The organism is Marinobacterium rhizophilum DSM 18822 (assembly GCF_000378045.1).
Lineage (GTDB): Bacteria > Pseudomonadota > Gammaproteobacteria > Pseudomonadales > Balneatricaceae > Marinobacterium_A > Marinobacterium_A rhizophilum.
The window spans coordinates 17,001-42,483 of sequence record NZ_KB899092.1 but is presented as its reverse complement, the minus strand read 5'-3'; the positions used below and the strand labels follow the sequence as shown (position 1 = coordinate 42,483).

At 58.5% G+C, this 25,483-nt stretch carries 25 protein-coding genes, 1 other RNA gene and 1 pseudogene; 10 read left to right on the top strand and 17 right to left on the bottom strand.

What is annotated here, in order from left to right; all coding sequences use genetic code 11:
- Positions 1-156 precede the first annotated feature (156 nt).
- From F451_RS0105050 to F451_RS0105040, 5 genes and pseudogenes are all read right to left on the bottom strand, one after another.
- Positions 157-924 carry an autoinducer binding domain-containing protein gene (locus F451_RS0105050; protein ID WP_020680264.1) on the bottom strand — a complete coding sequence of 256 codons (768 nt, stop codon included), beginning with the start codon at positions 922-924 and terminating at the stop codon, positions 157-159.
- Between the two features lie 1,003 nt (positions 925-1,927).
- Positions 1,928-2,086, bottom strand: a pseudogene (locus F451_RS27085) (IS3 family transposase); the annotation flags it as partial.
- Positions 2,087-2,494: 408 nt separating this feature from the next.
- Entirely contained in the window at positions 2,495-2,728 is a 234-nt protein-coding gene (locus F451_RS28755) for a DUF6538 domain-containing protein (RefSeq protein ID WP_420835271.1), read from the bottom strand.
- A 93-nt stretch (positions 2,729-2,821) separates the two neighbouring features.
- Positions 2,822-2,918, bottom strand: an RNA gene (gene ffs, locus F451_RS27080) — signal recognition particle sRNA small type.
- Positions 2,919-3,028: 110 nt separating this feature from the next.
- On the bottom strand, positions 3,029-3,637 hold the full coding sequence (locus F451_RS0105040) for a LysE family translocator (protein WP_020680262.1): 609 nt from the start codon (positions 3,635-3,637) through the stop codon (positions 3,029-3,031).
- 182 nt (positions 3,638-3,819) lie between these two features.
- On the opposite strand from F451_RS0105040, the gene F451_RS0105035 reads away from it, so the two are divergent.
- Entirely contained in the window at positions 3,820-4,392 is a 573-nt protein-coding gene (locus tag F451_RS0105035) for a cytochrome b (RefSeq protein WP_020680261.1), read from the top strand.
- On the top strand, positions 4,389-4,964 hold the full coding sequence (locus F451_RS0105030) for a YceI family protein (RefSeq protein ID WP_020680260.1): 576 nt from the start codon (positions 4,389-4,391) through the stop codon (positions 4,962-4,964). The genes F451_RS0105035 and F451_RS0105030 overlap by 4 nt, the downstream gene beginning before the upstream one ends.
- A gap of 137 nt (positions 4,965-5,101) precedes the next feature.
- On the opposite strand, the gene F451_RS0105025 is transcribed toward F451_RS0105030, so the two are convergent.
- Both F451_RS0105025 and F451_RS0105020 read right to left on the bottom strand, forming a co-directional pair.
- The gene (locus tag F451_RS0105025) at positions 5,102-5,665 is read right to left on the bottom strand and encodes an LOG family protein (RefSeq protein WP_020680259.1); all 564 of its coding nucleotides are present in this window, start codon (positions 5,663-5,665) and stop codon (positions 5,102-5,104) included.
- A 56-nt stretch (positions 5,666-5,721) separates the two neighbouring features.
- Positions 5,722-6,369, bottom strand: coding sequence for a LysE family translocator (locus F451_RS0105020; protein WP_020680258.1), 648 nt, complete (start codon positions 6,367-6,369; stop codon positions 5,722-5,724).
- A gap of 181 nt (positions 6,370-6,550) precedes the next feature.
- Here F451_RS0105020 and F451_RS0105015 point away from each other — a divergent pair, with 181 nt between their 5' ends.
- Complete coding sequence (locus tag F451_RS0105015) at positions 6,551-7,096, top strand: DUF2058 domain-containing protein (protein ID WP_020680257.1); 546 nt, start codon at positions 6,551-6,553, stop codon at positions 7,094-7,096.
- 161 nt (positions 7,097-7,257) lie between these two features.
- Here the strand turns inward: F451_RS0105015 and F451_RS24845 are convergent, their stop codons facing one another.
- Together F451_RS24845 and F451_RS0105005 are read right to left on the bottom strand one after the other, a co-directional pair.
- Positions 7,258-7,839 (bottom strand): cyclic nucleotide-binding domain-containing protein, encoded by a 582-nt coding sequence (locus F451_RS24845; protein WP_020680256.1) that lies wholly within the window; start codon positions 7,837-7,839, stop codon positions 7,258-7,260.
- 670 nt (positions 7,840-8,509) lie between these two features.
- Positions 8,510-8,983 carry a peroxiredoxin gene (locus F451_RS0105005; RefSeq protein WP_020680255.1) on the bottom strand — a complete coding sequence of 158 codons (474 nt, stop codon included), beginning with the start codon at positions 8,981-8,983 and terminating at the stop codon, positions 8,510-8,512.
- A gap of 431 nt (positions 8,984-9,414) precedes the next feature.
- On the opposite strand from F451_RS0105005, the gene F451_RS0105000 reads away from it, so the two are divergent.
- The 3 genes from F451_RS0105000 (at position 9,415) to fghA (ending at position 12,125) form a co-directional block, all read left to right on the top strand.
- Positions 9,415-9,807 carry a CBS domain-containing protein gene (locus F451_RS0105000; protein WP_020680254.1) on the top strand — a complete coding sequence of 131 codons (393 nt, stop codon included), beginning with the start codon at positions 9,415-9,417 and terminating at the stop codon, positions 9,805-9,807.
- Between the two features lie 250 nt (positions 9,808-10,057).
- On the top strand, positions 10,058-11,167 hold the full coding sequence (locus F451_RS0104995) for an S-(hydroxymethyl)glutathione dehydrogenase/class III alcohol dehydrogenase (protein ID WP_020680253.1): 1,110 nt from the start codon (positions 10,058-10,060) through the stop codon (positions 11,165-11,167).
- Positions 11,168-11,279: 112 nt separating this feature from the next.
- Positions 11,280-12,125 carry an S-formylglutathione hydrolase gene (fghA, locus tag F451_RS0104990; protein WP_020680252.1) on the top strand — a complete coding sequence of 282 codons (846 nt, stop codon included), beginning with the start codon at positions 11,280-11,282 and terminating at the stop codon, positions 12,123-12,125.
- A gap of 168 nt (positions 12,126-12,293) precedes the next feature.
- Here fghA and F451_RS0104980 read toward each other — a convergent pair whose 3' ends face one another.
- The 4 genes from F451_RS0104980 to F451_RS0104965 form a co-directional block, all read right to left on the bottom strand.
- Entirely contained in the window at positions 12,294-14,210 is a 1,917-nt protein-coding gene (locus F451_RS0104980) for a TRAP transporter permease (protein WP_020680250.1), read from the bottom strand.
- Between the two features lie 23 nt (positions 14,211-14,233).
- The gene (locus tag F451_RS0104975; RefSeq protein WP_020680249.1) at positions 14,234-15,193 is read right to left on the bottom strand and encodes a TAXI family TRAP transporter solute-binding subunit; all 960 of its coding nucleotides are present in this window, start codon (positions 15,191-15,193) and stop codon (positions 14,234-14,236) included.
- Positions 15,194-15,274: 81 nt separating this feature from the next.
- Positions 15,275-15,622, bottom strand: a complete 348-nt coding sequence (locus F451_RS0104970; protein WP_020680248.1) for an AtuA-related protein — start codon at positions 15,620-15,622, stop codon at positions 15,275-15,277.
- Positions 15,603-17,015 carry an acyclic terpene utilization AtuA family protein gene (locus F451_RS0104965; RefSeq protein WP_020680247.1) on the bottom strand — a complete coding sequence of 471 codons (1,413 nt, stop codon included), beginning with the start codon at positions 17,013-17,015 and terminating at the stop codon, positions 15,603-15,605. Before F451_RS0104965 ends, F451_RS0104970 begins: the two co-directional genes overlap by 20 nt.
- A gap of 93 nt (positions 17,016-17,108) precedes the next feature.
- Between F451_RS0104965 and F451_RS0104960 the strand changes: the two genes are divergently transcribed.
- The gene (locus F451_RS0104960) at positions 17,109-18,023 is read left to right on the top strand and encodes a LysR family transcriptional regulator (RefSeq protein ID WP_020680246.1); all 915 of its coding nucleotides are present in this window, start codon (positions 17,109-17,111) and stop codon (positions 18,021-18,023) included.
- A 20-nt stretch (positions 18,024-18,043) separates the two neighbouring features.
- Here F451_RS0104960 and F451_RS0104955 read toward each other — a convergent pair whose 3' ends face one another.
- Entirely contained in the window at positions 18,044-19,312 is a 1,269-nt protein-coding gene (locus tag F451_RS0104955) for a DUF3422 domain-containing protein (protein WP_020680245.1), read from the bottom strand.
- 712 nt (positions 19,313-20,024) lie between these two features.
- Between F451_RS0104955 and F451_RS0104950 the strand changes: the two genes are divergently transcribed.
- A complete protein-coding gene (locus F451_RS0104950) occupies positions 20,025-20,228 on the top strand; it encodes a cold-shock protein (protein WP_020680244.1) in 204 nt (67 codons plus the stop codon).
- A 161-nt stretch (positions 20,229-20,389) separates the two neighbouring features.
- Here the strand turns inward: F451_RS0104950 and F451_RS0104945 are convergent, their stop codons facing one another.
- A complete protein-coding gene (locus tag F451_RS0104945) occupies positions 20,390-21,871 on the bottom strand; it encodes a RimK family alpha-L-glutamate ligase (protein WP_020680243.1) in 1,482 nt (493 codons plus the stop codon).
- A gap of 339 nt (positions 21,872-22,210) precedes the next feature.
- Here F451_RS0104945 and F451_RS0104940 point away from each other — a divergent pair, with 339 nt between their 5' ends.
- Positions 22,211-23,323 carry a GNAT family N-acetyltransferase/peptidase C39 family protein gene (locus F451_RS0104940; protein WP_205623968.1) on the top strand — a complete coding sequence of 371 codons (1,113 nt, stop codon included), beginning with the start codon at positions 22,211-22,213 and terminating at the stop codon, positions 23,321-23,323.
- Positions 23,324-23,586: 263 nt separating this feature from the next.
- Here the strand turns inward: F451_RS0104940 and rimK are convergent, their stop codons facing one another.
- Positions 23,587-24,492 (bottom strand): 30S ribosomal protein S6--L-glutamate ligase, encoded by a 906-nt coding sequence (gene rimK / locus F451_RS0104935; RefSeq protein ID WP_020680241.1) that lies wholly within the window; start codon positions 24,490-24,492, stop codon positions 23,587-23,589.
- A 2-nt stretch (positions 24,493-24,494) separates the two neighbouring features.
- Positions 24,495-24,917, bottom strand: a complete 423-nt coding sequence (locus F451_RS0104930; RefSeq protein WP_020680240.1) for an ATP-dependent zinc protease family protein — start codon at positions 24,915-24,917, stop codon at positions 24,495-24,497.
- Between the two features lie 168 nt (positions 24,918-25,085).
- Here F451_RS0104930 and F451_RS0104925 point away from each other — a divergent pair, with 168 nt between their 5' ends.
- Positions 25,086-25,370 carry a peptidase C39 family protein gene (locus F451_RS0104925; protein ID WP_020680239.1) on the top strand — a complete coding sequence of 95 codons (285 nt, stop codon included), beginning with the start codon at positions 25,086-25,088 and terminating at the stop codon, positions 25,368-25,370.
- Positions 25,371-25,483 lie beyond the last annotated feature (113 nt).

The following is a 25,483-nucleotide window of genomic DNA, read 5'->3' as shown; positions in this document are numbered from 1 at the left end:
TAATCTGAGTTAGTCGTGTCAAAGTTTAAGTTTAATTCCCCACCTAAGCGAACACACAAAATCCAACCATGGCATTAACAACGCGTTAGTAAAACCATTATTAAAAAAACGATTTCCTTCTAATAAAATGATAGATACTGCTTCTCATTACCGAACCTACCAATGTTGGTAGGGCGCCCGCACGATCTCCGGCGTGACCAGCCCCAACCTGATGGATTTCGTGATCGCATAGCTCCTCCCCTTCACATCGAGCTTTCGGAATATTTGCCGCCAATGAAAGCGGACGGTGTGAAAGGTGATGCCGAGGATGATGGCGATCTCCTGGTCCGTTTTGCCTTCGGCAGCCCAGAGCAAGACATCGTGTTCGCGCTCAGTCAGCTGGGGTATCTCCCCGCGCTTTTGCTGCCGATACATGTTCCGGTACGTTTCGTGAAAGAAGGTGCCCAACAGGTAGAGTCGGGCCATGAGGTCGTAGTCATTTTTCGTAGGGGCCGGATCTGAGCGAGCAATTGCGAAACCAGCCACCTCCCCCGCCAGTCCGACCATCGGAAAAGAGATGCCGGACTGGAGACCAGCGTCAGCCCCTTCGTGCAAGAGGCGGTTGGCATCTTCGGAGAGGTCAGTATTGGTGATCACATCATTCCAAAAGCATGGCCGCCCGATCTTCAGCACTTCCTGCACTACCGGATCGATCTTGAGGTATTCGTGCTCGTTGTAGTGCTTCATCCAGTCTTCTGGATAGCTGGAAGCAAGTCCGTGCAATTTCGGTAGTCCGAGTGAAGGGTGATCGGTAAGTAGGCTGTACACCACCCGGTCATAACCGCTGGCCTCAACGATCTGGCAGAAGTAACTGAAGGCCTCTTCTGGAGTCTCAGCGGAGTGGATCAGCTCGATGCAGAGTTCGAGGTCCGTTAAGTCCGGCACGTCACTGTCCTCTCTGTCCTTGTTGCCCTTGTTTTCTTCGGGCCATCCTAGCGGATGAAACTAAACCAGGGGGCAGCTCGCTCCGCACTCGTGTAGCATGGATGGATTCCCCAATGCTGGGTCCATTCGCCTGCGTTACGACGTACCCCACTGGAGGAAACCCAGATGCCTGTTTGCTTCACGCTTCGCAGTAATGAAGCACCTATGACACGTCGTACGATGTCATCACGACTTCAACAGGGAGGAATATGCGGTGGTGGGTCTACAACCAACCAAGGTTATGACGTCCAACAGCGATATCCGTCCACTGTGAGTCATGTGCCTGGTAGCCCGGCGAGTCCTTACAGGATCCCGTGGCTTTGCGTGATCGACTGCTATCTGATCGTGCCCTTTCAAACACGCTGATCGAAAGCGTAGCCAATATGCGACGGATATCCCAAGGGTTTTTTCCTAAACCAATCGGTTTGTTGAACGACAAACACGATGTTATCGTCCAACTTCGTTTTTCGTGTGCACGTTAACCTTGTTTTCAAGCATTCGTTTTAATCGGCAATAAACGAAATACTGTAAAAGATATCGCCGATATATCAGGAAGTTATTGAGCCATACCTCAACATTAAAACTCTCTAATTTAAGTGCGTCGATGCATCATCCAGCTAGATAACTGGTGACTTATCAAATACGACGAACCTGAAAAATACGAAAGATGGCTAACCAAAAATTCTTCGTCACACCCCGCCCATTAAGCTCCAATACGTTCGCGGCAGCCCAAGTGCTACGAGCAACAGCGCGACATAGGGAGTGTCATGCACCAATACAGAGCATTAAGCTCATGCGTCTTATTCGCGTTTGTGTCGACACGTTGCACTAGGAATTAGTCCTAAAATTCTTGGTGTCGTTTTTCAGTAACAACATTTTATGCCACGAGAGAACTTCAGGTTGAGTTGCTGAGTTCATGGCTAGGGTATTTGGTGTGCCCTACCCACAAAAATTAGACACTGGGCTATGCGCATTTGCGCTCATACCCCGCCGGACTGATATACCCCAAAGCCGAGTGTCTATGTATGCGGTTATAAAACACTTCGATGTATTCGAATATCGTTGATTTCGCTTCTTCTAACGTCCGATACTGTTCAGCGTAGATCAGTTCTTCTCGCAGTACTCCTCCCGCACGGCATACGTGAACATAGCTGTCAGGTACTTGACGTAGTTGTTGAAGGTCGTCGGACTGATGGTCGTGGTGGCTTCGGCTATAGCCTTCTCCAGCAGAACCTTATCCTTCTAATTCACTCGCGTAGGTAGTTTAAGGGCGGTCTGCTTGAATGCTTGAGCCTGCTCGCGCTGGTAGCTATGGATGGGGAGGTCTCCGACGATCCGTATCAGCAACTCTACGACGGACTGTTTGTCTCCTATTGCCTTCTCGCTGACGCCTTCCATACGCTGGACCTTCAGGTACTCGTCAAGCACAGCAGACAGCCTTGGAGAAGTCCTCTCAGTGGCTTTTAGCGTCTGATCTATGCCGAGCGCTACATGGCTCAGAGCGGAGCTTAGAAAGGCTTTCAGGTCGCCTCTAGGAGAGTCTAGATAGGTCTGCTTTACGCCCTTCCTCAACAGACGAGAACAACGACTGCACCTGCTCCAGCATCGAGGCGCGGCGGATGACTGCTTCACGCCTGCACTTGGTCTCAAGCGAACGACGGATATCCGGTCTCGGAAAAGATGAACGCAGAGGCTTAGGTATTCGGATACAAAAGTAGAAAATAGAGTGCCGAGAGGACTCAATATACGCGGAAGGTCTGGCCATGTGTCGCACCTGTGTGTCGCACTGGCATGCAAAACAGGGCGTAACAACCGATAACTCTAGGCAAAACAGGGAGTTATGAAAATCTGGGGGCAGCTCCACCAGCCACATCCCGGCACACGAGTCGACCGCTGTGGCTGCTCCCTTCCGGGCCTGACCAGATTCACGGTTTATCGTTGCGGGAGGACCGGCAGAGCTACCATAACATGGTCGTCTGACCAGCCTCGAACGAGACAGGGGCGCAGTATACCAACCTCGAAGAAGAATGCAAAAGGTTTGATTGCAAAAGAAAAAATCCCTGCGCTAAGCCTGCAGTTGCACCACGCGCAGGGCAACCAATAACAGGATCACGCCGGTGGCGCGATCGATAATGCGGGCGCGCCTGGCTAGCCAGGCCAGCACCCTGGTGCGGGACAGGAACAGCGCGACCAGGCAATACCAGAGTCCGTCGATCACCCCGGCCGTCGCGATCATCAGCGCCTGACCCGCCAGCGACATGCCGGGGGTTACAAACTGGGAAAAGAGCGCCAGAAAGAACACCGCAAGCTTCGGGTTGAGCAGCGAAATCATGAAGCCATCACGGCTGGCCTGCAGCGCACTGGCGGGCACACTCGCCTGGGCCCGCAGTGCCCCGGTGCCCGAACTTCGCAGTGCCTTCACGCCCAGCCAGGCAAGGTAGGCGGCACCGGCCAGCGTCACCAGGCGGTACAGCCCCTCGGACCCCAGAATCAGCACCGACAGTCCTGCCACCGTCACCAGCGCCCAAAGCGCCACACCGAGCGCGTGAAAAACGCCGGTCAGCATGCCATGCCGACACCCGCCGCCCAGGGTATGCTGCAGCACAACGGCAAGGCTCGGACCAGGCGAGACAGCGCCCGCCACGCAGATCGCACAGAGTGACAACCAGCTCATCCATGTCATGGGGTAAAGCATCCTTATGTTGATGTGAACAAATATCGAAGCGGTGTCTGATGCCGCTCACCGCCCAGCCGGGCGTACCTGGCTGCGGAACCTATACTGTACGCAATGGACTAACCAACCGATTGCAACAGGCCCCCAACAGGTCTTCGGCTCAGGAACAGCAAAGGTACACCATGGCGGTAAAGTTGAAACTCAAAAACGATGACGACTGTTATGGCTGGCCGATCATAAGCCTGCACTGGCTCATGGCTGTCGCGGTGTTCGGGCTGTACTTCCTCGGCCTCTATATAATCGACATGAGTTACTACGACCCCAATTACAAAACGCTGCCCCACTGGCACCGCAGCCTGGGCATGATCATGCTGTTCGCGCTGGGCCTGCGCCTGCTTTGCCGTTGCGTGGATCGAGCCCCCCGCGCCCTGCCTGGCCACGGCCACGCCACCCGCCTGCTGACCAAAACCGCCCATGCCCTGCTCTATCTGCTGATGCTGACCGCACTGCTCTCGGGATACGTCATGTCTAGCGCCGATGGTCACGCTGTAGCCGTGTTCAACTGGTTCTCGGTGCCGGCGTTGCCCATCGAAATGCATCACCAGGCCGACCGGGCGGGCATGCTGCACTACTGGAGTTCCACTGCATTGATCGCACTGTCCTGCCTCCATGCACTGGCAGCGCTGAAACATCATTTCATTGACAAAGATTCAACCCTGACTCGCATTCTTGGTATCAAACGGGAGACGCCATGAACACGCACCTGATCAAAAGCCTGGCACTGGGCGCACTGCTGGCCGCAAGCCCAGTGTATGCCGCCGAATATGTAATCGACACAGAGGGCGCCCACGCGTCCATCCTGTTCCGGGTCAATCACCTGGGCTTCAGCTGGGTCACCGGGCGGCTGGAAAAATTCAGTGGCAGCTTTAATTACGATGCCGCAGATCCTAACAGTTCCAGCGTCACCATCACCATCGATGCCGCCAGCGTCAACACCAACCAGGCTGAACGCGACAAGCACCTGCGCAGTTCAGAATTTCTGGACGTATCCACCTACCCTGAAATCACCTTCGTCAGCACATCCTACAAAACCAATGGTGACGGCAGCGGCGTACTCAAGGGCGACCTGAGCCTGCACGGAGTCACCAAGCCGGTAACCATCGATGTGACCCGCGTGGGTGAAGGCGATGACCCCTGGGGCGGCTATCGGGCCGGCTTTGAGGGCACCGCCGAACTTAAGCTGAAGGAATTCGGCATCGACTACAACCTGGGTCCCATGGCCGAAACCATCTATATGGACTTCAATATCGAGGGCGTGCGCCAGTAAGCACGCTGCGCCTCCATAGTAGCGATAGCCCCCCAGGCTCCAGGGCAACCCGTCGCGAGATGCTTGCGCTGCTCACTTGGCGCGCCTTATCTGCATACCTCTGACTCGACAGGCAGCCGCGGCGGCGCGGATGCCTGTCAGCCCCACTTGTCCGCAGGCGGACGGTACGAATCAAAAGCACTGAGCAAGGGGCCGGCCTCGCTTTCGACCAGCAGCATGTCTACATACTCTGGGCGTACAAAGCCCTGATCGCTGCTTTGGCGAATAAACTCCACCAGCTTGTCGTAGTAACCGTCGATGCTCAGCAGGCCAAACGGCTTGTGGTGAATGCCCAGCTGGGCCCAGCACCAGATTTCAAAAATTTCCTCAAAGGTCCCCACGCCGCCTGGCAGCGCAATAAACGCATCGGCAAGATCCGACATCAGCGCCTTGCGCTGATGCATGGTCTCCACCAGCCGCAGCTCGGTAAGCTCAGGATGCGCCAGCTCACGCTCCGCCAGCCCCTTGGGCAGCACGCCAATCACCTTGCCGCCGACGCTCAGGGCACCACTGGCCACCGCCCCCATAAGTCCAACCCGGGCACCGCCGTATACGACGTCAACGCCTCGACCCGCCAGAACCTGGCCCAGCTCAAAAGCCGCCTCCTTGTATCGACTGCCGGGACGGCCATCCGCCGATCCGCAAAATACCGCTATTCGCATCCTTCACCTCAGTGATCAATTTCTCGATTGCCGCCGCCCGGTACGCAACAGCCTGTTCAGAGTTTTGCCAGCGCCAGGCGCACCCCCAGCACCACCATCACCAGACCGGTAACCCCATGACAGAGTACCCGCAGCGCCGGCATTCGGACCCAGCCCTGTACCCGGCAGGTCAACACGGCCAGCAATGACTGCCAGCTCATGGCAATCACAAAATGCAGCGTAGCCAGCAGCAGTGCCTGAGCCAGAACAGCGCCTGCGGGGTCAATAAACTGCGGCAAAAACGCCATGTAAAAAATGATGGTTTTGGGATTAAGCACGTTGGACAGCAAGCCCTCACGCGCACAGCGCGCATAGGAAACCTGCCGTTTCGCCACCGCCTGCACCGCATCAGCCGAGGCCTGTTGCGCACGGCCGCGCAGCGCCTGGCGAAGACTGCCCCAGCCCAGCCAGACCAGGTAGCCGGCGCCGGCAAATTTGAGCGCACCGAACAGCACCGCCGACTGCATCAACAACACCGATATGCCCAGTGCGGACAACACCGCATGGACAAATAGCCCGCTACAGATGCCAAAGCTGGTCACCACACCCGCGGCCACGCCGCCGCGGGCTGAATTGCGCACCGTGAGCAGAGTATCCAGCCCCGGCGAGACCGATAACAGAGTAAGCGCCAGGATGGCAGGAAACAGTTCGATAAGGTCAGACACGCAACAGACTCCAGCACTGTGCTCGATGAGTTCTTGTCCTCGGGGCGGACATCGATGCCCCCGGCGCAAGCAGCCGACATAGTACACCAGCCCCCGGTAACCGACACTGCTCTGCGGCTCCTAATCAGGAGGGTGATTATGCTATAGTGCGGCTGTTTTTCAGTCACGGGTAGTTACGAAGATGGCGCGCACACTGCAGGATCAACTCCTGAACATGGGCCTGGCGAACAAGGGGCAGGCAAAAAAGGCCAAAGACACCAAGCGCAAGCAGACCAAGCTGCGCAAGTCCGGCATCAAGGCAGAGGATCCGGACACCAATGTCCAGTCGGATATTGAACGCCAGCGTCAGGAAAAGCAGGAGCGGGACCGCGCGCTAAATCAGCAGCGCGAGGAAGATAAAGCCCGCAAGGCCGGCCTGGCCGAAGCCCTGCAACTGATCCAGCAACACACCAGCGCGCCGCCCAAAGAGGGCAGCATGCCCTACAACTTTGTACATAACCGTGTCATTAAAACGCTGCACCTGGATCGCTCGCTGCACAACCAGCTCAGCCGTGGCCAGCTCGCCATCGTTGTACTGGAGCCAGGCTATGGACTTATGCCCGATGATATCGCCGCCCGGGTCGAAGAAAAGGCACCCGATCGCGTGATTCGCATCAAGCCCGAAGCCAAGCCCGATGAAGACGACCCCTATGCCGACTACCAGATACCGGACGATCTGATGTGGTAAGCGCCTAGGAGGCTGTCCGGGTTAGTTTAGGCTACCTAGCTGCCTGTCGGGCTTAGCCGGTCGTAGCGAGGGAAAGACCGATTTGATCCGATTTTTAACGCCGCAATAGCAACGCAGGTAGTTTTTCAACAGTCTGCTAGGAGTCTGGCCGGGTTAGGCTGCTAGCGTAGCCCGGCCAGGTATCGCACCTTTGCCGCCCTACCCGTATCCGCTGTCGCGACATCTGCCGTTTCGAGGTCCACCTCGTCAACATCGGCAGCGACCGCTTTACGGCCCTGTGCATTCATCGCCGAGTAATGCTGCTCCACAAGCAGGTTGTCCACGGCGCGAATGCCTCGGGCCATATCCCTCGACAGGTTCATCAGCAGCAGGGCAAATTCCTGCGTATTGGTTTCATACAGATCATTGAACAGTCGAGTGGAAATTTTCACCACGATCACCTCGCCCACCGCACGCGCGCGCCCGATACGCCGATGTAGCGCGATCATGCCGACGAAGCCGATGTTCTCGCCAAAATGGTAGTTGCGGATAAAGCCGTAATGGCCTTGGTGGTATTTATGGAAGGCCAGCTGGCCTTTGAGAATGATATAGAACCCTTCGGACGGATCACCCGCCTCGAACAGTATTTCGCCGGGCTCCAGTGCCTGTACTTCACCGCACCTGATCAGGTGCACAACAGTGGTGTCGCTTAGCGCACCAAATGTCGAGATCGTCCTGAAATAGGGCAATCCAAGGTCTTCCATTAACCTTTGCCCAGATAAAGTGTTCATATTTCAGCCCACACTCCGGTGGCGACAAGGCCAAAGCCTCTGGCCCAAACCGCTAAAGCGTAACAGCAGCTATACAGCTGAACCTGATAAAAGTATAGGCGTTACTATTCGGGACGAACGCCCCCGGCGAATAAAAATTTTTAATTTTAATTTACGTTTTAATTTAGATGGATGGGGCCCAACGCGCATTAAAGAGTACGCGCGTACGCAGCAGCGCATGACCCGCTAGCAAAGGCCAAAACAAATAAACCGCGCAAGCTGCGTTGCGCGGTTTATGTTGGGATTTTCAGTGGGTACTGAAGGCCTGAGAGGCTGACCCGGTGAACAGGCAACACCCGATTAACGGTGCGGATCCTGCTTCACCAGATGACAGACCCGTACACACCCCCACGTCATGACCGATGCGATCGCCAGTACTCCAACAACACTTGGCAGTAACACTTCTAAGCTGTAGACATCCAGACCGAACATTTGCGTCACCTCTGTATTGCATTGCAGTTACAACAGAGATTATCCGCATCTGCCGGTGCGAATATTGACGCAGCTCAAATTTCCCATGGCCCGATAGCGATGCAACCCGGCCGATACAGCGGGAATTGACCTGCATCAAATCCCACCGCAGTAGCGCGCTTCCCCCTGGGTCTTACAGCAGCGCCAGCATCGTATCGGCGTCGCTGACTTCGAATTTTTTCGGCTCTTCGACGTTGAGGGCAGTGACTACACCGTCCTCGATAAGCATGGCATAACGACGCGAGCGCATGCCGCCAAAGTCCCCCGTATCGACGCCCAGCCCCAGCGCTTGCGTCAGGGCACCACCGCCGTCGGCCAGCATCGTAATGGCCTCGGCATTCTGACTTTCGCCCCAGGCACGCATGACAAAAGCATCGTTGACGGACAGGCAGGCGATCATATCAACGCCCTTGGCAAAGAAGTCATCCGCCTTGACCACGTAGCCCGGCAAATGGGTATTTGAGCAGGTGGGCGTAAAAGCCCCTGGCAATGCAAACAGCACAACCTTCTTTGCGGCAAACAGCTCGCTCGCCGGCAGGGTTTCCTGCCCCTCAGCCGTCAGCACGGTTATGTTAACGGCCGGAATCCTGTCACCTGTCTGTATCATCTGAATACTCCTGATAGTGGAACCGAGATCGGCTCTGGGTTGAGCCTGCATTACACCCATGCCGCAGTGTAGCCATTCATCGCCGCGACGAACACGTTTGTGCACCATTACTGACCTGGGTATCGTGCTACAAGGCGCCTGCAACTTGGTCTAATCTTAAAGCAATCACAGGTTGCCAGGCAGGCAACGTCGCCTGGAGCTTGAGCTTGTTTAAACTTTTCTCTTCGGCGGGGCCTGTATTCGAAGGGACATCGGACCAGCTCAGAATTTACCTGGGCCAGCCCCGTACCATAGCAAGACCCCGGTCGCCCGCGCAGAAGTCGCGTGGCGCCGCTCGGCTCGACCCTACACGGCTTTACCGTGACCCGGCCTTGAGCGAACCGTCACGGCCGCAATCAGACGACCAGACAACAGGCACTGTCGCCAGCCTGATGTCATACCCGCCCATCACCATTACCACCTTGCAAAATCTGGGTGATGCCTGGCACCTCATGCAACAGCACGATATCGCGCAGCTTGTGGTCATAGACCCGCCGGCGCAGCTGGTAGGCATGCTGACCCGCACCGAAGTACTCAAGTGCCTGATGATTCGCGATGGCAAGATCAGCTTTGTCAGCGGCGGCCCGATCAGCACACTCATGCAGCAACCGGTTATCGCGGTCAGCGAGAACGAAAATATTCGCCAGGTCGCATTACTGATGCTGGAGCGGGATCTTAATGCCCTGCCCGTGATCAATCGTCATAACCAGCTCAATGGCGTGATCAGCCGGCGCGACATTCTCAGCTTCCTCGCTCGCGCACGCCCACTGACGCTGCGGGCGTGAAGCCTGGCGCAGCCCGATTGCGGGCCAGCCAAAATCGCATTATTGCAGTTGGGCAACAATGTTGTGCAGCCAGAACACTTAACCTTGTCCGTGCCACTCGATAAACTGGCGGCTTCGTATTACTGTCACCGCCGCCCAGGGCTCACCCGGCATCACCCGCCACCAGGGTGAACAACACCCAGACAAACGCGCTTGTCCGGGCTAAGGTACAGAACGCCATATTCTTTAATCAAACATCAAGGATACTCCTATGAAGTCCCGCGCAGCGGTTGCCTGGGGGGCTGGTAAGCCTCTCCAAATCGAAGAAGTCGATGTCGCTGGCCCGAAACAGGGTGAAGTCCTGTTACGCATGGTTGCCACCGGCGTATGCCACACGGATGCTTTCACCCTGTCCGGTGACGACCCCGAAGGCATCTTCCCGTCCATTCTTGGGCACGAAGGTGGTGCCGTGGTCGAAGAAATCGGCCCTGGCGTAACCACGCTCAAGCCCGGCGATCACGTAATTCCGCTCTACACTCCCGAGTGCGGACAGTGCAAGTTCTGCAAATCCGGCAAGACCAACCTGTGTCAGGCGATTCGCGCCACTCAGGGCAAGGGCCTGATGCCGGACGGCACCAGCCGCTTCTCGCTCAACGGCAAGCCAATCTTCCACTACATGGGTACGTCCACTTTCTCGGAATATACCGTGGTACCGGAAATTGCCCTGGCCAAGATCAACAAGGCGGCACCGCTGGATAAAGTGTGTCTGCTCGGATGCGGCGTGACCACCGGTATCGGCGCGGTTCTCAACACCGCCAAGGTTGAACCGGGCTCCACCGTTGCGATCTTTGGCCTCGGCGGCATTGGCCTGAGCGCCATTCAAGGTGCTGTCATGGCCAAGGCCGGACGCATCATTGCCATCGATATCAACGAAGACAAGTTCGAGATGGCCCGCCTTCTGGGTGCCACCGACTTCATCAACCCGAAGAAATTCGATGCGCCGATCCAGGACGTTATCGTCGATCTGACCGACGGCGGGGTCGACTACTCCTTTGAGTGCATCGGCAACGTCAACCTGATGCGCGCGGCACTGGAATGCTGCCACAAGGGCTGGGGTGAGTCGGTTATCGTCGGTGTTGCCGGCGCCGGCCAGGAAATCTGCACTCGACCGTTCCAGCTGGTCACCGGTCGCGTATGGCGCGGTACCGCCTTTGGTGGCGTCAAGGGCCGCAGCCAGCTGCCTGGCTATGTCGATCAGTACATGAACGGCGAGATTATTCTGGATGACTTCGTAACCCATACCATGGGCCTGGAAGACATCAACAAGGCATTTGACCTGATGCACGAAGGCAAAAGCATCCGCTCTGTTGTGCTGTTCTGATCCCGCCTGAACATCGCAAGTACACACAAAGGGCCTGATGGCCCTTTGTGTTATCTGCGCGCTACAGAAGCGATGTGCGGTTTTTTCTATCACCCTACCCGGATACATCACCATGAGCCTGGAACGTATTTCCCGTAACCGCGCCTTCAATGGTTGGCTCGAGCGCTATCGCCACCGCTCCAGCAGCCTTGATTGCGACATGATTTTTGCCATCTACCTGCCTGAACAGACCCTCAGTGCCCCCTGCCACAGCCTTTACTGGCTCTCGGGCCTGACCTGCACAGATGAAAACTTCACTCAGAAGGCGGGCGCCCTGCGCGTGGCCTCGGAGCTCGGCCTGGTACTTGTCTGCCCCGACACCAGCCCGCGCGGCTTTGATATGCCGGGCGAGCACGACAGCTATGATTTTGGCAGCGGCGCAGGCTTTTACGTCAATGCCACCCAGGCGCCCTGGAGCAGCCACTATCGCATGTACGACTACGTCAATATCGAACTGCCGGCACTGATTGAAGCCAGCTTTCCGGTGAGCGACAGGCGCAGCATCAGCGGCCACTCCATGGGTGGCCATGGCGCCCTCATCAGCGCGCTGAAAAACCCGGGCCGCTATGCGTCTGTGTCGGCCTTCGCGCCCATCAGCAACCCCAGCCAGTGCCCCTGGGGCGAGAAAGCCTTCAGCGGCTACCTGGGTGAGGACCGCAGCACCTGGGCACAGTACGATGCCTGCGAGCTGATTCGCAGCGAGCTGACAGAACGCCTGCCACTGCTGGTGGATCAGGGCGAGGCGGACGACTTTATGGCCGTGCAGCTCAAGCCCGAAACCCTGCAGGCCGCCTGCGAAGCAGCCGGACACCCGCTGCAGCTGCGCATGCAGCCGGACTTTGACCACAGCTACTTCTTTATTTCGAGCTTTATCGAAGACCATCTGCGCTTCCATGCCAAGGCACTGCTCGTCGACTAAGCCGGCGGACTTGGCCTGAGGCCAGGATTCGGCAGATATTCGAATCAGCAGATGTTCACATCAACGATGTCAAAAAGCCCGCCAGGAAACTGGCGGGCTTTTTGGCAAAGGCGCTTTTGCGCAACAGGCCGGCGCTCAGGCCGGCCGGCTCAGTCACCTGATCAGCGCCTACAGCACGCGACTGGGCTGCGCCGCGACAGGCAGGTCCTGCACGCGCAGGTGCCGACGCAGCAGCCAGACGGCGGGTCCCAGCAGCGCCAGGGCACCGGCCTGAACATAGAGCGATGGCCAGGCTGCACATACCGCAACAACCAACCAGGTCAGCAGCGCCGGCACATTACGCGCCACCAGCCCACTGAGCAGCACGCTGACGGCAACGCAGATCACGCCTCCAAAGATCACCGCATTGATGATTGCCATGGCCCCGCCCTGTCCCAGATACCCCGGGGAAAACAGAAACAGAAAGGGTATGAGGTAGGTAACGGCCGACAACGTCAGCGCCCACCGGGCGACCCTGATCCAGCGCTCACCGGCAATACCGGCCGCCACAAAGACTGCTATACAGACCGGCGGCGTAATGACGGACAAGGTCGCGTAGAAAAACACAAACATGTGGGCCGCATAGGGCTCGAACCCCATGTTCGTCAGCGCCGGCGCCATGACCGAGGCCACCAGCACATAGGCCGCCGTTGTCGGCACACCCATGCCCATGATCATGCAAACCAGCGCCACGATGATCGCCACACTCAGGGCACTGTCACCCGCCAGCGCCAGGATGCCCGAAGCCATGGCCACACCGACACCCGTCAGGTTGATCATGGCCACCAGGATCTGGGCACAGGCCAGCAGGACACCGACCACCACCAGTCCCTTGGCAACATCGGTTGCAATGGCGGCCAGTATCACCGCAACGGATTCGGTCTCGGGCTTCGCCCTGGAACCGATGGGCAAACGGACACCGACAAAGCCGATGACCACACCGCAAATCGCATAGAACGCGGTGGTCTGGATGCTGTTGCCGCTGACAATGCCGAACAGCAGCCCGGCAAAGGCCGCCACGACCGGCAGCAGATAGGTCGGATTCAGCGCCTGACGCCAGCTCGGCAGCTCGCTTTCGGGAACCGGATCCAGCCGCAGTCGAATGGCCAGAAAATGAATGGTCAGAAAGATCGCCCCATAGAACAGCAATGCCGGCAGCACGGCCCCCAGGGCAATTTCCGTATACGGCTTGTCGATCAGCTCCGCCATGATAAAGGCAGCCGCGCCCATGATGGGCGGCGCCAGCTGACTTCCGGTTGACGCCACCGCCTCGACACCGCCCGCCAGCGCAGGCGGGTAGCCGAGCCTGCGCATCATCGGGATGGTGAAATTGCCGGTGGTCGCCACATTGGCCACGGAGCTGCCAGACACCATGCCAAACAGCCCTGAGGCGATGGTCGCAATCTTGGCCGCACCACCCCTGGAGCGACCACCCACACGCAGAGACAGGTTCAGCAACGCCTGCCCCCCACCCGACTGCAGCAGCAGACTGCCGAAGACCGTAAAGGCGGCAATCACCGTCGCCGCTACCCCCAGCAACATGCCCCATAACCCCAGGTCACCGAGAAACAGCGTTTCGGTCACGAAGTAGATATCAAATCCGCGATGGCGCAGGGGTTCAGGCAAATCAGCCCCCAGCAGCGTATAGGCCAGCATCAGGACGACCATCAGCGGGAATATCCAGCCCACAGTACGGCGCGCAAGTTCCAGCAGCAGCACCACCAGCCCCCAGCACAGCACCAGATCAAGCGTTTGCGCCATCGGCAGCCCGGTCATGATGTCATCCGACTTGGCAATGATGTAGCCGCAGGCGACCAGCGCCATAGCCGCCATGGCCAGATCGATCAGCCGGCCCAGCGGCCGCAGGCGGCTTTTGCGCCACAGCGGGAAGTGCAGCGTGCCCAGCAAAATGACCAGCAACAGAAAGACCGGGCGCTGTATCAGACTGGTCAGTTCGCCAAACGCCGAGGTGAAGAGCACAAAGCACACCAGCGCAAAGGCGATCAGCTGTCCCAGTCGCTCACGAATGTGATCAAAAGGTATCATCGTGTCGGTATCCAGCAATTAGCTTATTGGATCAGGCGCGCCGGTACTTCGTAACCCTTTTCCTGCAGATAGCGCACGGTGGCAGGATGCAGCGGCGATGTGGCGTAAGCCAGGGTCATCTCAGCCAGGTTCAGGCCCTTGAGGCTGGCCATGGCCGCGACCTGCTGCGAATCATCCTCCATCACGGCCCTGATGATCGCGTAGGCCACCTCGTCGTCCAGTTTTTCGCTGGCCGAAGCACCCACCGCAAAGCCCCAGGTGCTGTAGGCCGGAACCTGCATTTCGTCGATAGCCGGCACATTGAATATCGACAGCTGAGGCAAGGCCGTTTCCACCTTTGCAATCTGCTCGGGCGCTAATCCCAGAATGTGCAGCGGTGTCTGGGCGGCGATATCACGCGTAGAGGCATCGAGCTTGAACCCGGCGCCTGACTTGACGTAGCCCACCACCCGATTGTCCTTGATCGCATTCACGACGTCGCTGGTGGAGCCGCGAACGTAGTCCGGACTGATATCCAGCAGCTGCAGCACCCGCTCACTGGTGGCTTCGGTCGAGGAACCCCGAATGCCCGGATTGAAAGCCATGCCCGCCAGCTGTGACAGACGGGTCACGTCGGCGTCGGCACGCACGGCCACATTCTGTGGTGCCAGCGAATAAATCCACAGCAATTTCGACGGCACAGCCTTCCCCTCGAAGCTGTCGACCCCGTTATAGGCCTCATACAGGGTATTGGTCGTGATCAGGCCGATATCCACCTGATTGCGACTCAAGCGGCGCAGGTTATCCAGGGTGGCGCCAGTTTCGGCGACCGAACTCTTGACGTCCGGCACGGCACTGTTAATGAGCTTTGATACCGCGACAAAGTACCCGTAGTGACTGGAGGAGGCCGATGTCGTACCGATCAGCAGATCCGTTTCACCAAGCGCAACGGTACTGGACAGTGCCGTGACTGTAGCGGTGACAGCGAGCAGTTTCTTGAACATGTCTGTTAGCCTTATTTTTATTGCAGTATGGAACCCGCCGTCGGCATTGATCACTCAATGCCCGCGGATTTTCGGTTTGGATTAACGCGTCAGCAACTGTGCGGGTACCCGTACGGTCAGCGACAGCAACAGATACGACAGTGTCTTGCCATGACGATCCAGCGCCAGCGAGCGGTTGACACCGCCTTCCAGCACATCATCGATGACGAAATTCATGGCCCTGAGCTGGGGCAGCACATAGCGCTTTACCCCACTGGGACTGCGACCGGCAAATCCGGCCAGCACGACGGCCTCGGTTACCTGCTCCATCAGCCAGGGCCAGAGTTCCGGGTTGTAGGCGACCAGCGATATGTTCAGGCGGTTGCCCTTGTCACCGGCACGGGCGTGCGCAACCTGATGCAGCGGTACTTCAACCAGAGATACGGACATCGCGGTCTCCCTCTAACGGCTTGGAAAAAACCAGCGCGGTGGAAACGAGATCACGCGGTACAGCCGCCGCGGCCGTGGTGATGCGCCGATGGATACTGGTGCGCACACCGCCTCCGCCGGCGGGCCCTGTGGTGTACAGCGCCTCTACCTCGGCCAGCAATTCAGCCACCCGCTCACGCTGGGGTGCCAGGGTCGCAACCCGCACACGCACATCCTCGGGCCAGCCTGGCAGCGCACCAAGCGACGTCTGCAATTGAGTAATTGAATCCGACAGGCCTGCCTTGCAGCCAAAGGCGCTGACCACACCCACAAGGTCACACCGCAACGGCAAACCGGCATCCAGCCTGGCCGCCCGGGCACGAATGATGTCTATCGCCAGTCGCGCACGGCTGATGGCGTTGGGCCCGGCATAGGAAATCTCGGCTTCACCTATCCAGCCGGCATTGAAGCACAGCGTCGCCTTGAGCCGGTCAGGCCGGGGCTTGCCGCGGGCATGGCTGACCCGCACCCGGTCAGCCCCCAGCTCCGTGACGCTGACGCCACTGATATCCAGCACCACGTCGGGGGTCAGGTAGGCCGCCGGATCGTGAATTTCATACAACAGCTGTTCAATCACCGTGCGTTCAGTGACGCAGCCACCGGTGCCGGCGGCCTTGCGGATCAGGCAGTCAAAGGTGTCGGATATTTCCACGATCGGGAAACCAACCGACGCCAGATCCGGCACATCCTTGAAACCCGGGTCGGCAAAGTAGCCACCGCAAATCTGCGCGCCGCACTCAATCAGGTGTCCCGCCAGGGTGCCGCATGCCAGCGCGTCCCAGTCCGTCTCGGCCAGGCCAAAGGTGCTGATCATGGGCCCGAGCACCAGCGCAGGATCGGCAACCCGACCGGTGATGACCAGATCAGCGCCCTGATCCAGCGCCTGAGCAATCGGAAAGGCGCCCAGATAGACGTTGGCCGATGTCAGCTGTTCATCGGTTTCGGGCTGGGCATCCAGATCGAGACCGAGAATTTGCTCGACCGAACAGTGCTCGAGCAGGTCGTCGCCGGTCACAATGGCAACCCGGGGAATCCGGCATCCCAGCTCTGCGCACAGGCTGACAATTTTTTCAGCCGTTTGCTCTGGATTCCAGGAACCGAAATTTCCGATCAGCGGAATGCCCGCCTCAAGGCAGACCGGGAGCACAACGCGCAGTCGGCGCAGCATCATCTGTTCGCGTTCGCCCCGTGCAATCGGGTCCTGGCTCAGTGCCAGCGTGCGCTCGGCCAGGGTTTCAAAAACAAGGTAGCGGGGACCCGTATGGGTCGCGAGATCCTGAGCGACCGCGAGTGCAGCATCAACACGATCACCTGCAAACCCTGCACCGCCACCGACCATCAGACGCGTTGTCATTATCTGTTCCCGGTTTGATTGGATACCGCGATTGAATCACTCCCTGTTATATTGTTTAAACGAATTATTTGTATGTATAAATAGAGATTTTCTATGAATGTAGACATACGCCACCTGCGCGCATTTTTGACGGTCGCGGCGGAACAAAACTTCACGCGCGCCGCCGAGCGCCTGCACATAACCCAGCCCACGCTGAGCGTCATTATTCGTGATCTGGAAACCGCGCTGAACGTCAAACTGTTTGACCGCACCACCCGGTCCGTCAATCTGACCGTCGCCGGCCGCTACCTGCTGCCCGATGCGCGGCGCATGGTCCGGGACATGGAACGCACCCTTGCCGACATTCGCTCCATCACCGACCTGGAACAGGGCAGCGTCAAACTGGCGGTGCTGCCATCCATTGCAACGTCGCTCGTGCCCGCCGCACTCGCGAGCTTCTGCCGGCAATACCCCGCCATCGACATACAGATTATCGACTGTCCGGCCGATGGCATCATCGCGGCTGTCGAGGCATCGGATGCCGACCTTGGCATCACCGTATTGACGCCCGAACTCGCCGCGGGTTACTCCACGACGCTGCTGGCCCAGGATGCGCTGGTGGCGGTACTGCCGGCAGCGCATCCCCTGGCACAGAATTCGGCTGTTACATGGAAGGCACTGGGCGCTGAATCACTGATTGCCATGCGAACCGGAACCAGTGTGCGCCACCTGATGGACAAGAACGCCATCCTTGCCACCTGGAATCTGCAGGTGGCATTTGAAGTCAGTTATATGTCCTCCGCCATTGCCCTCACCCAGGCGGGCCTGGGCATAGCCGTGCTGCCCTCGCTGGGCGTCGGCTCACTGGACGAGACGGAGCTGAGCGTACGGCCCCTGCTGGAACCGCGCATCACGCGGCAAATAGCCCTGATTCAACGCAAGGACCGCTGGATTCCGCCGGCGGCCGAGGCGTTCAAGGCCACGCTGCAGTCGCTGAGCCTGTACGCTGATGAACCTGGCGAGCGGTAACAGGATACCCCCGCTGAACGTCATTCCTCGTCCTTGTCATACGCCTTAAGCAGCCGCCGAACATACCAGAACAGCACCAGTGCGATGATCGGCACCGAGGCACTGAGGATGAAGCTGGCACGGGTTTCAAGCGATTCATCCACCACTACGTTGCGCAGCGAGCGGTCGATCAGGTCGAAGGCGTAGTAGGTCACCACGATCACCGTGAAGCTTTCAAGCTTGGCCTGCAGACGCAGCTGACTGCGGGCACGGTGATTGATACCGCGCAGCAGATCGCGGCTCTGGTTCTCTATCGACAGGTCGACCTGGGAGCGGATCAGGTCGGTCGACCGGCCGATACGTTGCGACAGCCGCTCGATACGCTCACCGGTCGAGCGACAGGTACGGTGGGCCGGATCCAGCCGCCGCTCCATGAACTGCTCAACCGTCTGCAGGCCTTCGATACGCGACTCGCGCAGCTCGGCTATGCGCCGGTCCACCAGGGCAAAATACGCCTCGGTGGCCGAAAAGCGATTCGCGGTATGGGCCGACAGATCCTCAACCTGGGCCGCCAGCGCCATCAGTTCCTGCAACAGCAACGCAGCATCGCTGTCGGGCTCGGCAATACGCTCCACCACGCCGGCCAGCTGCTGATCCAGCTGTGACACCATGGGCATGGTTTCCAGCGCCAGCGGGAGCGCCAGCAGCGCCATGTGACGATAGGTTTCGATCTCGCAGATACGCTGCAACAGCCGGCCGGCCTGGAACAGCGTCATACCGCCCTGATCCTGCACCAATACGCGGTTGAAGCCGCTGTCACTGCGGGCACGAAAATCGGTACGCAGCGCCGCCGCGTGCCCCATTACATCGGACCCGTTGATCTGGGAGGCACCCGGCCGATCCGGGTTGAAGTGCTCTTCCGCCCAGCCGTCGAAATCAGGCGCTTCACTTCGAAACAGCACCTCAACGCCGCACAGGAAAGCGCCCGGTAACTGCTCGTTCCAGCCAGAAGGTATTTCAGGGACAACGGTGTCGCCAAACCGGTAAAATGTGAGGCTGTAAAATTCGCTGTGCGGCTCGTATCGCAGAGCGCGCTCACCCTGACGGGTGAAAAAGAAGCCACAACCCGCCGCGTCCAGCTCAAAACCTTGCTTAACCGCGAGCTCCCGTACCCTGCGCTCTATCGCATCCTGAGCCTGGTCATCATGCAAAATGGCAATCTGAAGCAACGCCAGAGGCGCGCTGATCTGTTGAAACGGCCGAGCATGCACTTCGCCAATAATCTGGTCACGCAAGGGGTGTGTATACATAGATTTGCTCTCAAGCGGCAAGTGTCGTCCTGCCGTATTATTAATCTGGCGGGCAAGCAGGCGCCCCCTGTTTCCTTGTCGTCACCCCTAAAAACACATGCACGTGCTGACGGTGCCGGGGTACAGACTGGGCCACCGGTTATCGGAAACGCCCAATGAAGCCCAAGAGGCAACGTTCCCGCCACAGATGTGGCACGATATTCTGCTGCAATGACCGTACCACGACAACACCCCCTGGGAGATAGATCCTGCTGCATTCACCCGCCCTGCCATGGAAGGGTCGAGTGACCGGCCAGCGGGTCTGCGCACAGCTCGAGACGCAGCCTTGCAGCACACCTGTACCACACCGTTCTGCCCCTGTGCCGGGCACAATACAATCCAGGCTGGCCGCGACCAGAAGCCGTGAGCATGGTAATTCCCGCCTGCATTGCACCGCAACAAGAACCAAAGCCCAGCCAACTTTACAGCACCTGAAAATATCCATACGTGTCCGTCATTTGGAGTTGACTTCCCCCTAGAATTCGCTATCCTCCTAACAAGCTTGAAATACAGCTCCAGTTTGATGACAACGCACGATGCTCCTCTTAGTAGTTAGTATGGTTCTGATCTTCATAACGGAATTCCTGCATTTCTCAGCTAGACCCGCCTTGGTGGCTGTCGTTTACGATACTGCCGGGCTTTACGTAAAACAAAATCCTTATGGAGTTCAACAATGTCTACTACTGGCACTGTTAAGTGGTTCAACGAAGAAAAAGGTTACGGTTTCATTGCTCAGGATAACGGTCCGGACGTATTCGTTCACTTCCGCGCTATCACTGGCGACGGCTTCCGTACCCTGGCTGAAGGCCAGAAAGTACAGTTCGACGTGACTCAGGGCCAGAAAGGTCCTCAGGCTGAGAACGTCAGCGTCATCTAAGACGTTCTGACAACTAAAAAACCGGCGTACCTTTTGTCAGGCGCCGGTTTTTTTGTGCCTTTTTTTCGAGCGCCGCGACACCCTTGCACCCTAAAAACGGGCACCGCCCCTTTGCCTGCCTGGCAGCGATACAGCACCCGCGGGTCATAACCTGGCCCAGACTAACGGCGATTCAACTCCATGCGGCGCAGAAATTCGGCCATGATTTCGTGATAGAGCGCCACGCCAAGAAAACGGTCTTCCACCCCCTCATCGATACTCGGGTTGTCGTTCACCTCAATCACCACCACCCGGTCGCCACTCTGTTTCAGGTCCACGCCATAGAGACCATCACCGATCAGGCGAGTCGCCTTAAGCGCCGCTTCCAGTACGGCGGGCGGTACTTCGTAGGTGGGCAGCGTATCGAAGCCACCGGAATCCACATCACCGCTACTGCCATGCCGGTAGATCTGCCAGTGATCCTTGACCATGTAGTATCGGCACGCAAACAACGGCTTGTTGTTCAACACACCTATACGCCAGTCGTAATCTGTGTACAGAAACTCCTGCGCCAGCACCAGGGACGAGCTATGCAGCAATTCCTTCAAACCGGCAAGCAGCTCCTGACGGTTATGCGCCTTGATCATACCGCGGGAAAAGGCGCCATCGGGGATCTTCAGCACAATGGGGAAACCCAGCGCCTGGATCATCTCATCCAGCGCGGCCTTATCGGTGTTGCTGACTATGCGGGTCGCGGGTGTGGCGATCTTGTTGATGCGCAGCAGTTCAGCCAGGTACACCTTGTTGGTACAGCGCAGAATCGAGGTCGGATCATCCAGCACCACCAGCCCCTCCGCCTCGGCCTTTTTGGCAAAGCGGTAGGTGTGATGGTCGATGGCCGTGGTTTCACGAATAAACAGGCCATCGTATTCCGGCAGGCGCATCAGATCGCGCTTGCCGATCAGCTCCACATTGATGCCCAGCTGACGCCCACTGTCGATGAACTGCTTGATGGCATCCTTGTCGCTTGGAGGCAGTGCCTCATCCGGGTCCACCAGCATGGCCAGATCAAAGCGGTAACGCGTGCGGGCACGGGGCTTGCGCCACATGCGGTTGCTGAACCGCTCCAGCGCCGCCGCAAACAGCTCCTGCTCGCTCTCAAGCTTGATATCGCGTAGCGACAGCTGACGAATGCTATCCACCTGCCATACCTTGCCCCGCTTCAGACGCACCTCCAGCACCGGGCACGCAAAGCGCTCAAACAGCTGCTTTGCGATAGGCGACAGCTCGCTCATCAGCACTTCACCGAAGAAAATGCGCAGCTCGATCCTGGACTGATCCCCCGAAATACGACCGGCCAGACTGTCCAGGGTACTGCCCAACCCATCCAGTTGCAGGGTATAGAGCGACTTGCGGCGCAGATCATTGATCACCCGCACCGACGGAATCACGTGATGATCCCGCGCCTCGGCCAGCAGCGAGCAATAATAGCCCCGGCCCAGCGCCCGGCTGTTGCGACAGCAGTTGATGATGCGCACGCGGCCGGAGCGCTTGGTGTTGTCCGCCAGGGCCAGATACTGATCAAAGGAAATGACGTCTTTACTGGGGTAATAGGGCGCCCAGTCAGCCAGGTCATCGACCACAACGTAAAAAGAAGAAGACATCGTTTTGGCTATTCCAGCAGGGGTGAATTTTCGCGATTATGCGCGCCCGGCGCCTGCCGATACAAGACCTTGGCAGGCCCTCGAATAAATTTAATTCAGCCCGCATACCGGGGCCGGATTGCAGTGATATTATTGGCCTGACAACCACGCAGGCATCCCTGCCCGTTTGATTTTGATCCTTGAAAGCCGGGTGGTATTTAGTCACTTTACCGGGCTTTGAAAGCGATCGCATTGGCCAGGGCCAATGGTGCTACGTTCATGCAGCATGGCTTACTTGCCGGTAATTTCCTGCCGTCCCGAGCCTGCTCTTTTTCCAACGGTTTCTTTGGACAAACAAGCTTGAAAACCCTGAGCACCCGCCCGGCCACCCGCGCCGACATAGATACCCTGCTCGATATCGAACAGCAGTGTTTCAGCAGTGATCAGCTGTCACGGCGCAGCTTTCAGCGCCTGATCAAACACGGTCATGCGAGCCTGCTGCTGGCCTTCAGTGACGAGGAAATTGCCGGCTACACCCTGGTGCTGTACCGCAAGGGCACCCACCTGGCCCGCCTCTACTCGCTGGCCGTACTGCCGCAGATGCGCGGACGCGGCATTGCTCGCCAGTTGCTGCTGGATGCCGAGACAAGCGCTCGGGAGCAGCTCTGCGTTTTCATGCGCCTGGAAGTCAACGTGGGCAACCGCAGTGCCATCGCGCTCTATGAACAGAGCGGCTACCGTCCCATCGGCACGATCGAGAACTATTACGAAGACGGCGCCAGCGCACTGAAGATGGAGAAGCCCATCCGCCGCCAGGCACTGGCTGGCAGCAAGACCCGCACCGCCTTCTATGAACAGACCACACCCTTTACCTGTGGCCCGGCCAGCCTGATGATGGGCATGCATGCCCTGGTACCCGAATACCGCATGACCCGACGCGAAGAGCTGCAGATCTGGCGCGAATCCACCACCATCTTCATGACCGCAGGGCATGGCGGCTGCTCTCCCCAGGGGCTGGCGCTCAGTGCATGGCGCCGCGGCTTCGCTGTGCGTCTGTACTGCAACAGCACTCAGGTGCCCTTTATCGACAGTGTTCGCAATCCTGAAAAAAAGCAGGTCATCACCCTGGCCCACGAAGACTTTACCGAGCAACTGCTGGAAACCGGCGTCGACATCCGTGAGCGCGAAATGACCCTGGCCCAGCTGCAGGAGCATATTCAAAACGGTGATGTCCTGATCAGCCTGATCAGCACCTGGCGCCTGAACCGCAACAAGGCGCCCCACTGGGTCATTATTACCGCCGCGGATAAGCGCTTTGTCTACCTGACCGATCCGGATCACGATCGCGACGAATGGCAAAGCCAGACCGACTACATCGACGTGCCGGTGGAGGTGAACGAATTCCTGGCCATGGCCGCCTTTGGCCGTTCGCGCCTCAAGAGCACCGTGGCACTGAGCCGGCGCAGCCCCTGAGCTCGCACTGGGACTGCCAGTCTGACGGGGGCCATACACGCAAGGGATGGTCCACGCACCCACACTTTTGGGCGACAGAACCAGTGCGGCTGAGGGAAAGACAGGCAGGGTGGATATTCAGGTGACGGCGTCGCACGGCATTCCCATCTCAATAATGCCGTTTCGGCTGTTGGCCGAGCACGTCATCGCGGCGCAAGATGCCAGCCGGGACAGGGGCGCACAACCTTGCCGCCCCTGTCCTTCCTCGCCCGAATGATCGGTGATCAGCCCTTGCCGCGGGTGCGGGTCTTGTGGATGGCGGAGGTCTTCTCGATGAACTCGATGATGCGGCCGGCGACGTCGAGACCGGTCGCGGCTTCGATGCCCGCGAGGCCGGGCGAGGAGTTAACCTCCATCACCACCGGGCCATGACTCGAACGCAGGATGTCGACACCGGCCACGTTCAGGCCCATGGTACGGGCGGCCCGCACCGCGGTGCTGCGCTCTTCCGGCGTCAGGCGCACCAGGGTGGCGGTGCCGCCGCGGTGCAGGTTGGAGCGGAACTCGCCGGGTTTGGCCTGGCGCTTCATGGCCGCAATGACCTTGTCGCCGATCACGAAGCAGCGGATGTCTGCCCCGCCAGCTTCCTTGATGTATTCCTGCACCATGACCGACGCCTTCAAGCCCATGAAGGCCTCCAGTACGCTTTCGGCCGCCTGGCGGGTTTCGGCCAGCACCACGCCAATACCTTGGGTGCCTTCCAGCAGCTTGATGACCAGCGGGGCACCGCCGACCATGTCCACCAAGTCGGGAATATCGGCCGGCTTGTTGGCAAACCCGGTTATCGGCAGGCCAATGCCCTTGCGCGACAGCAGCTGCATGGAGCGCAGCTTGTCCCGCGAACGGGAGATGGCCACCGACTCGTTCAGCGGATAGGTGCCCATCATTTCAAACTGGCGCAGCACCGCGGTGCCGTAAAAGGTCACCGAGGCGCCGATGCGCGGTATGACGGCGTCGAACCCCTGCAGCACGTCCCCCTTCACGTGGATTTCCGGCTGCTGCATATTGATGTTCATATAGCAGCTGAGCACGTCGACCACCTTGACCTCGTGCCCCCGCTCCTGAGCGGCCTCGACCAGCCGGCGCGTCGAATAGAGTTTGGAATTTCGTGACAGTATTGCCAGTCTCATTATTATTCTCCTTGAAGGAACGAGGCGGCCGGATCGACGGTAAAGCGACCGTGCATCGCGGTGCGTCCCAGCAGCATGCGAAATTTCATGCTGTCGCGGTTGGTCAGCGTCATCTCGATGCGCCATTCGTGCTCACCCATTCGCGCCAGCGTGTCGATCACAAAACGCTGTTCCCGATGACCACCGGAGTCCGACACCAGGCGCTCGTCCAGTACCGGTGCCACGAAGCTCAGCACCGTCTCCTGGTCGCCCTGTATCGGATGCATGTCGGCCGCGACCCAGAGCGCGCCCTTGTCACGGAAGGGCTCTACCCGAAAGGCATGCAGGCAGGAAGTACGGGCCCCCGTATCGACCTTGGCCTTGATCCGGTTTATCCCCAGTTCCGGTAACGACATCCACTCGCGCCACCCTATGGCTTCCAGCATCGCTAGTTTCCGTTCCTACGTCGATAAAGTTAGAAAAATCCAATTAAAGCCATCACTTACGGCGGAATATCCATAACTGCAGCGCGACCAGCAGCAACGGTAACATAGAAAATTCCAAGAACGCACGGTGGTTGTCGGTACCGGTTATGGCGCCGACGTAACCAGGAGATGACGCCGGCGCAGCTGCAGGAGCATATTCAAAACGGTGATGTCCTGATCAGCCTGATCAGCACCTGGCGCCTGAACCGCAACAAGGCCCCCCACTGGGTCATTATTACCGCCGCTGACCAGCGCTTTGTCTATCTCACTGACCCGGATCATGATCGTGACGAATGGCAAAGCGAAACGGACTACATAGACGTACCGGTGGAAGTGAACGAGTTTCTGGCCATCGCCGCCTTTGGCCGCTCTCGCCTGAAAAGCACCCTGGCCCTGAGCCGGCGGGGTGCCTGAGGGCGGCTTCAGGGTACAGAGCCGCATGGCACATCCGCGCACTCAGCATCTTCCGCCCTGCCCCTGACAAAAAGCCCCGGTCACCGTGAAAGGTAAACCGGGGCTTTGAAGTG

Coding starts and splice junctions, on each gene's coding strand:
- F451_RS0105005 (WP_020680255.1), bottom strand. CDS start 8,983: ATGATACAGACAGGTGACAGGATTCCGGCCGTTAACATAACCGTGCTG.
- F451_RS0104950 (WP_020680244.1), top strand. CDS start 20,025: ATGTCTACTACTGGCACTGTTAAGTGGTTCAACGAAGAAAAAGGTTAC.
- F451_RS0105040 (WP_020680262.1), bottom strand. CDS start 3,637: ATGAGCTGGTTGTCACTCTGTGCGATCTGCGTGGCGGGCGCTGTCTCG.
- F451_RS0105025 (WP_020680259.1), bottom strand. CDS start 5,665: ATGCGAATAGCGGTATTTTGCGGATCGGCGGATGGCCGTCCCGGCAGT.
- fghA (WP_020680252.1), top strand. CDS start 11,280: ATGAGCCTGGAACGTATTTCCCGTAACCGCGCCTTCAATGGTTGGCTC.
- F451_RS0104975 (WP_020680249.1), bottom strand. CDS start 15,193: ATGTTCAAGAAACTGCTCGCTGTCACCGCTACAGTCACGGCACTGTCC.
- F451_RS28755 (WP_420835271.1), bottom strand. CDS start 2,728: ATGGCCAGACCTTCCGCGTATATTGAGTCCTCTCGGCACTCTATTTTC.
- F451_RS0104945 (WP_020680243.1), bottom strand. CDS start 21,871: ATGTCTTCTTCTTTTTACGTTGTGGTCGATGACCTGGCTGACTGGGCG.
- F451_RS0104995 (WP_020680253.1), top strand. CDS start 10,058: ATGAAGTCCCGCGCAGCGGTTGCCTGGGGGGCTGGTAAGCCTCTCCAA.
- F451_RS0104955 (WP_020680245.1), bottom strand. CDS start 19,312: ATGTATACACACCCCTTGCGTGACCAGATTATTGGCGAAGTGCATGCT.
- F451_RS0104960 (WP_020680246.1), top strand. CDS start 17,109: ATGAATGTAGACATACGCCACCTGCGCGCATTTTTGACGGTCGCGGCG.
- F451_RS0104925 (WP_020680239.1), top strand. CDS start 25,086: ATGACGCCGGCGCAGCTGCAGGAGCATATTCAAAACGGTGATGTCCTG.
- rimK (WP_020680241.1), bottom strand. CDS start 24,492: ATGAGACTGGCAATACTGTCACGAAATTCCAAACTCTATTCGACGCGC.
- F451_RS0104980 (WP_020680250.1), bottom strand. CDS start 14,210: ATGATACCTTTTGATCACATTCGTGAGCGACTGGGACAGCTGATCGCC.
- F451_RS0104930 (WP_020680240.1), bottom strand. CDS start 24,917: ATGCTGGAAGCCATAGGGTGGCGCGAGTGGATGTCGTTACCGGAACTG.
- F451_RS0105030 (WP_020680260.1), top strand. CDS start 4,389: ATGAACACGCACCTGATCAAAAGCCTGGCACTGGGCGCACTGCTGGCC.
- F451_RS0105015 (WP_020680257.1), top strand. CDS start 6,551: ATGGCGCGCACACTGCAGGATCAACTCCTGAACATGGGCCTGGCGAAC.
- F451_RS0104970 (WP_020680248.1), bottom strand. CDS start 15,622: ATGTCCGTATCTCTGGTTGAAGTACCGCTGCATCAGGTTGCGCACGCC.
- F451_RS0105000 (WP_020680254.1), top strand. CDS start 9,415: ATGTCATACCCGCCCATCACCATTACCACCTTGCAAAATCTGGGTGAT.
- F451_RS0105035 (WP_020680261.1), top strand. CDS start 3,820: ATGGCGGTAAAGTTGAAACTCAAAAACGATGACGACTGTTATGGCTGG.
- F451_RS0104965 (WP_020680247.1), bottom strand. CDS start 17,015: ATGACAACGCGTCTGATGGTCGGTGGCGGTGCAGGGTTTGCAGGTGAT.
- F451_RS24845 (WP_020680256.1), bottom strand. CDS start 7,839: ATGGAAGACCTTGGATTGCCCTATTTCAGGACGATCTCGACATTTGGT.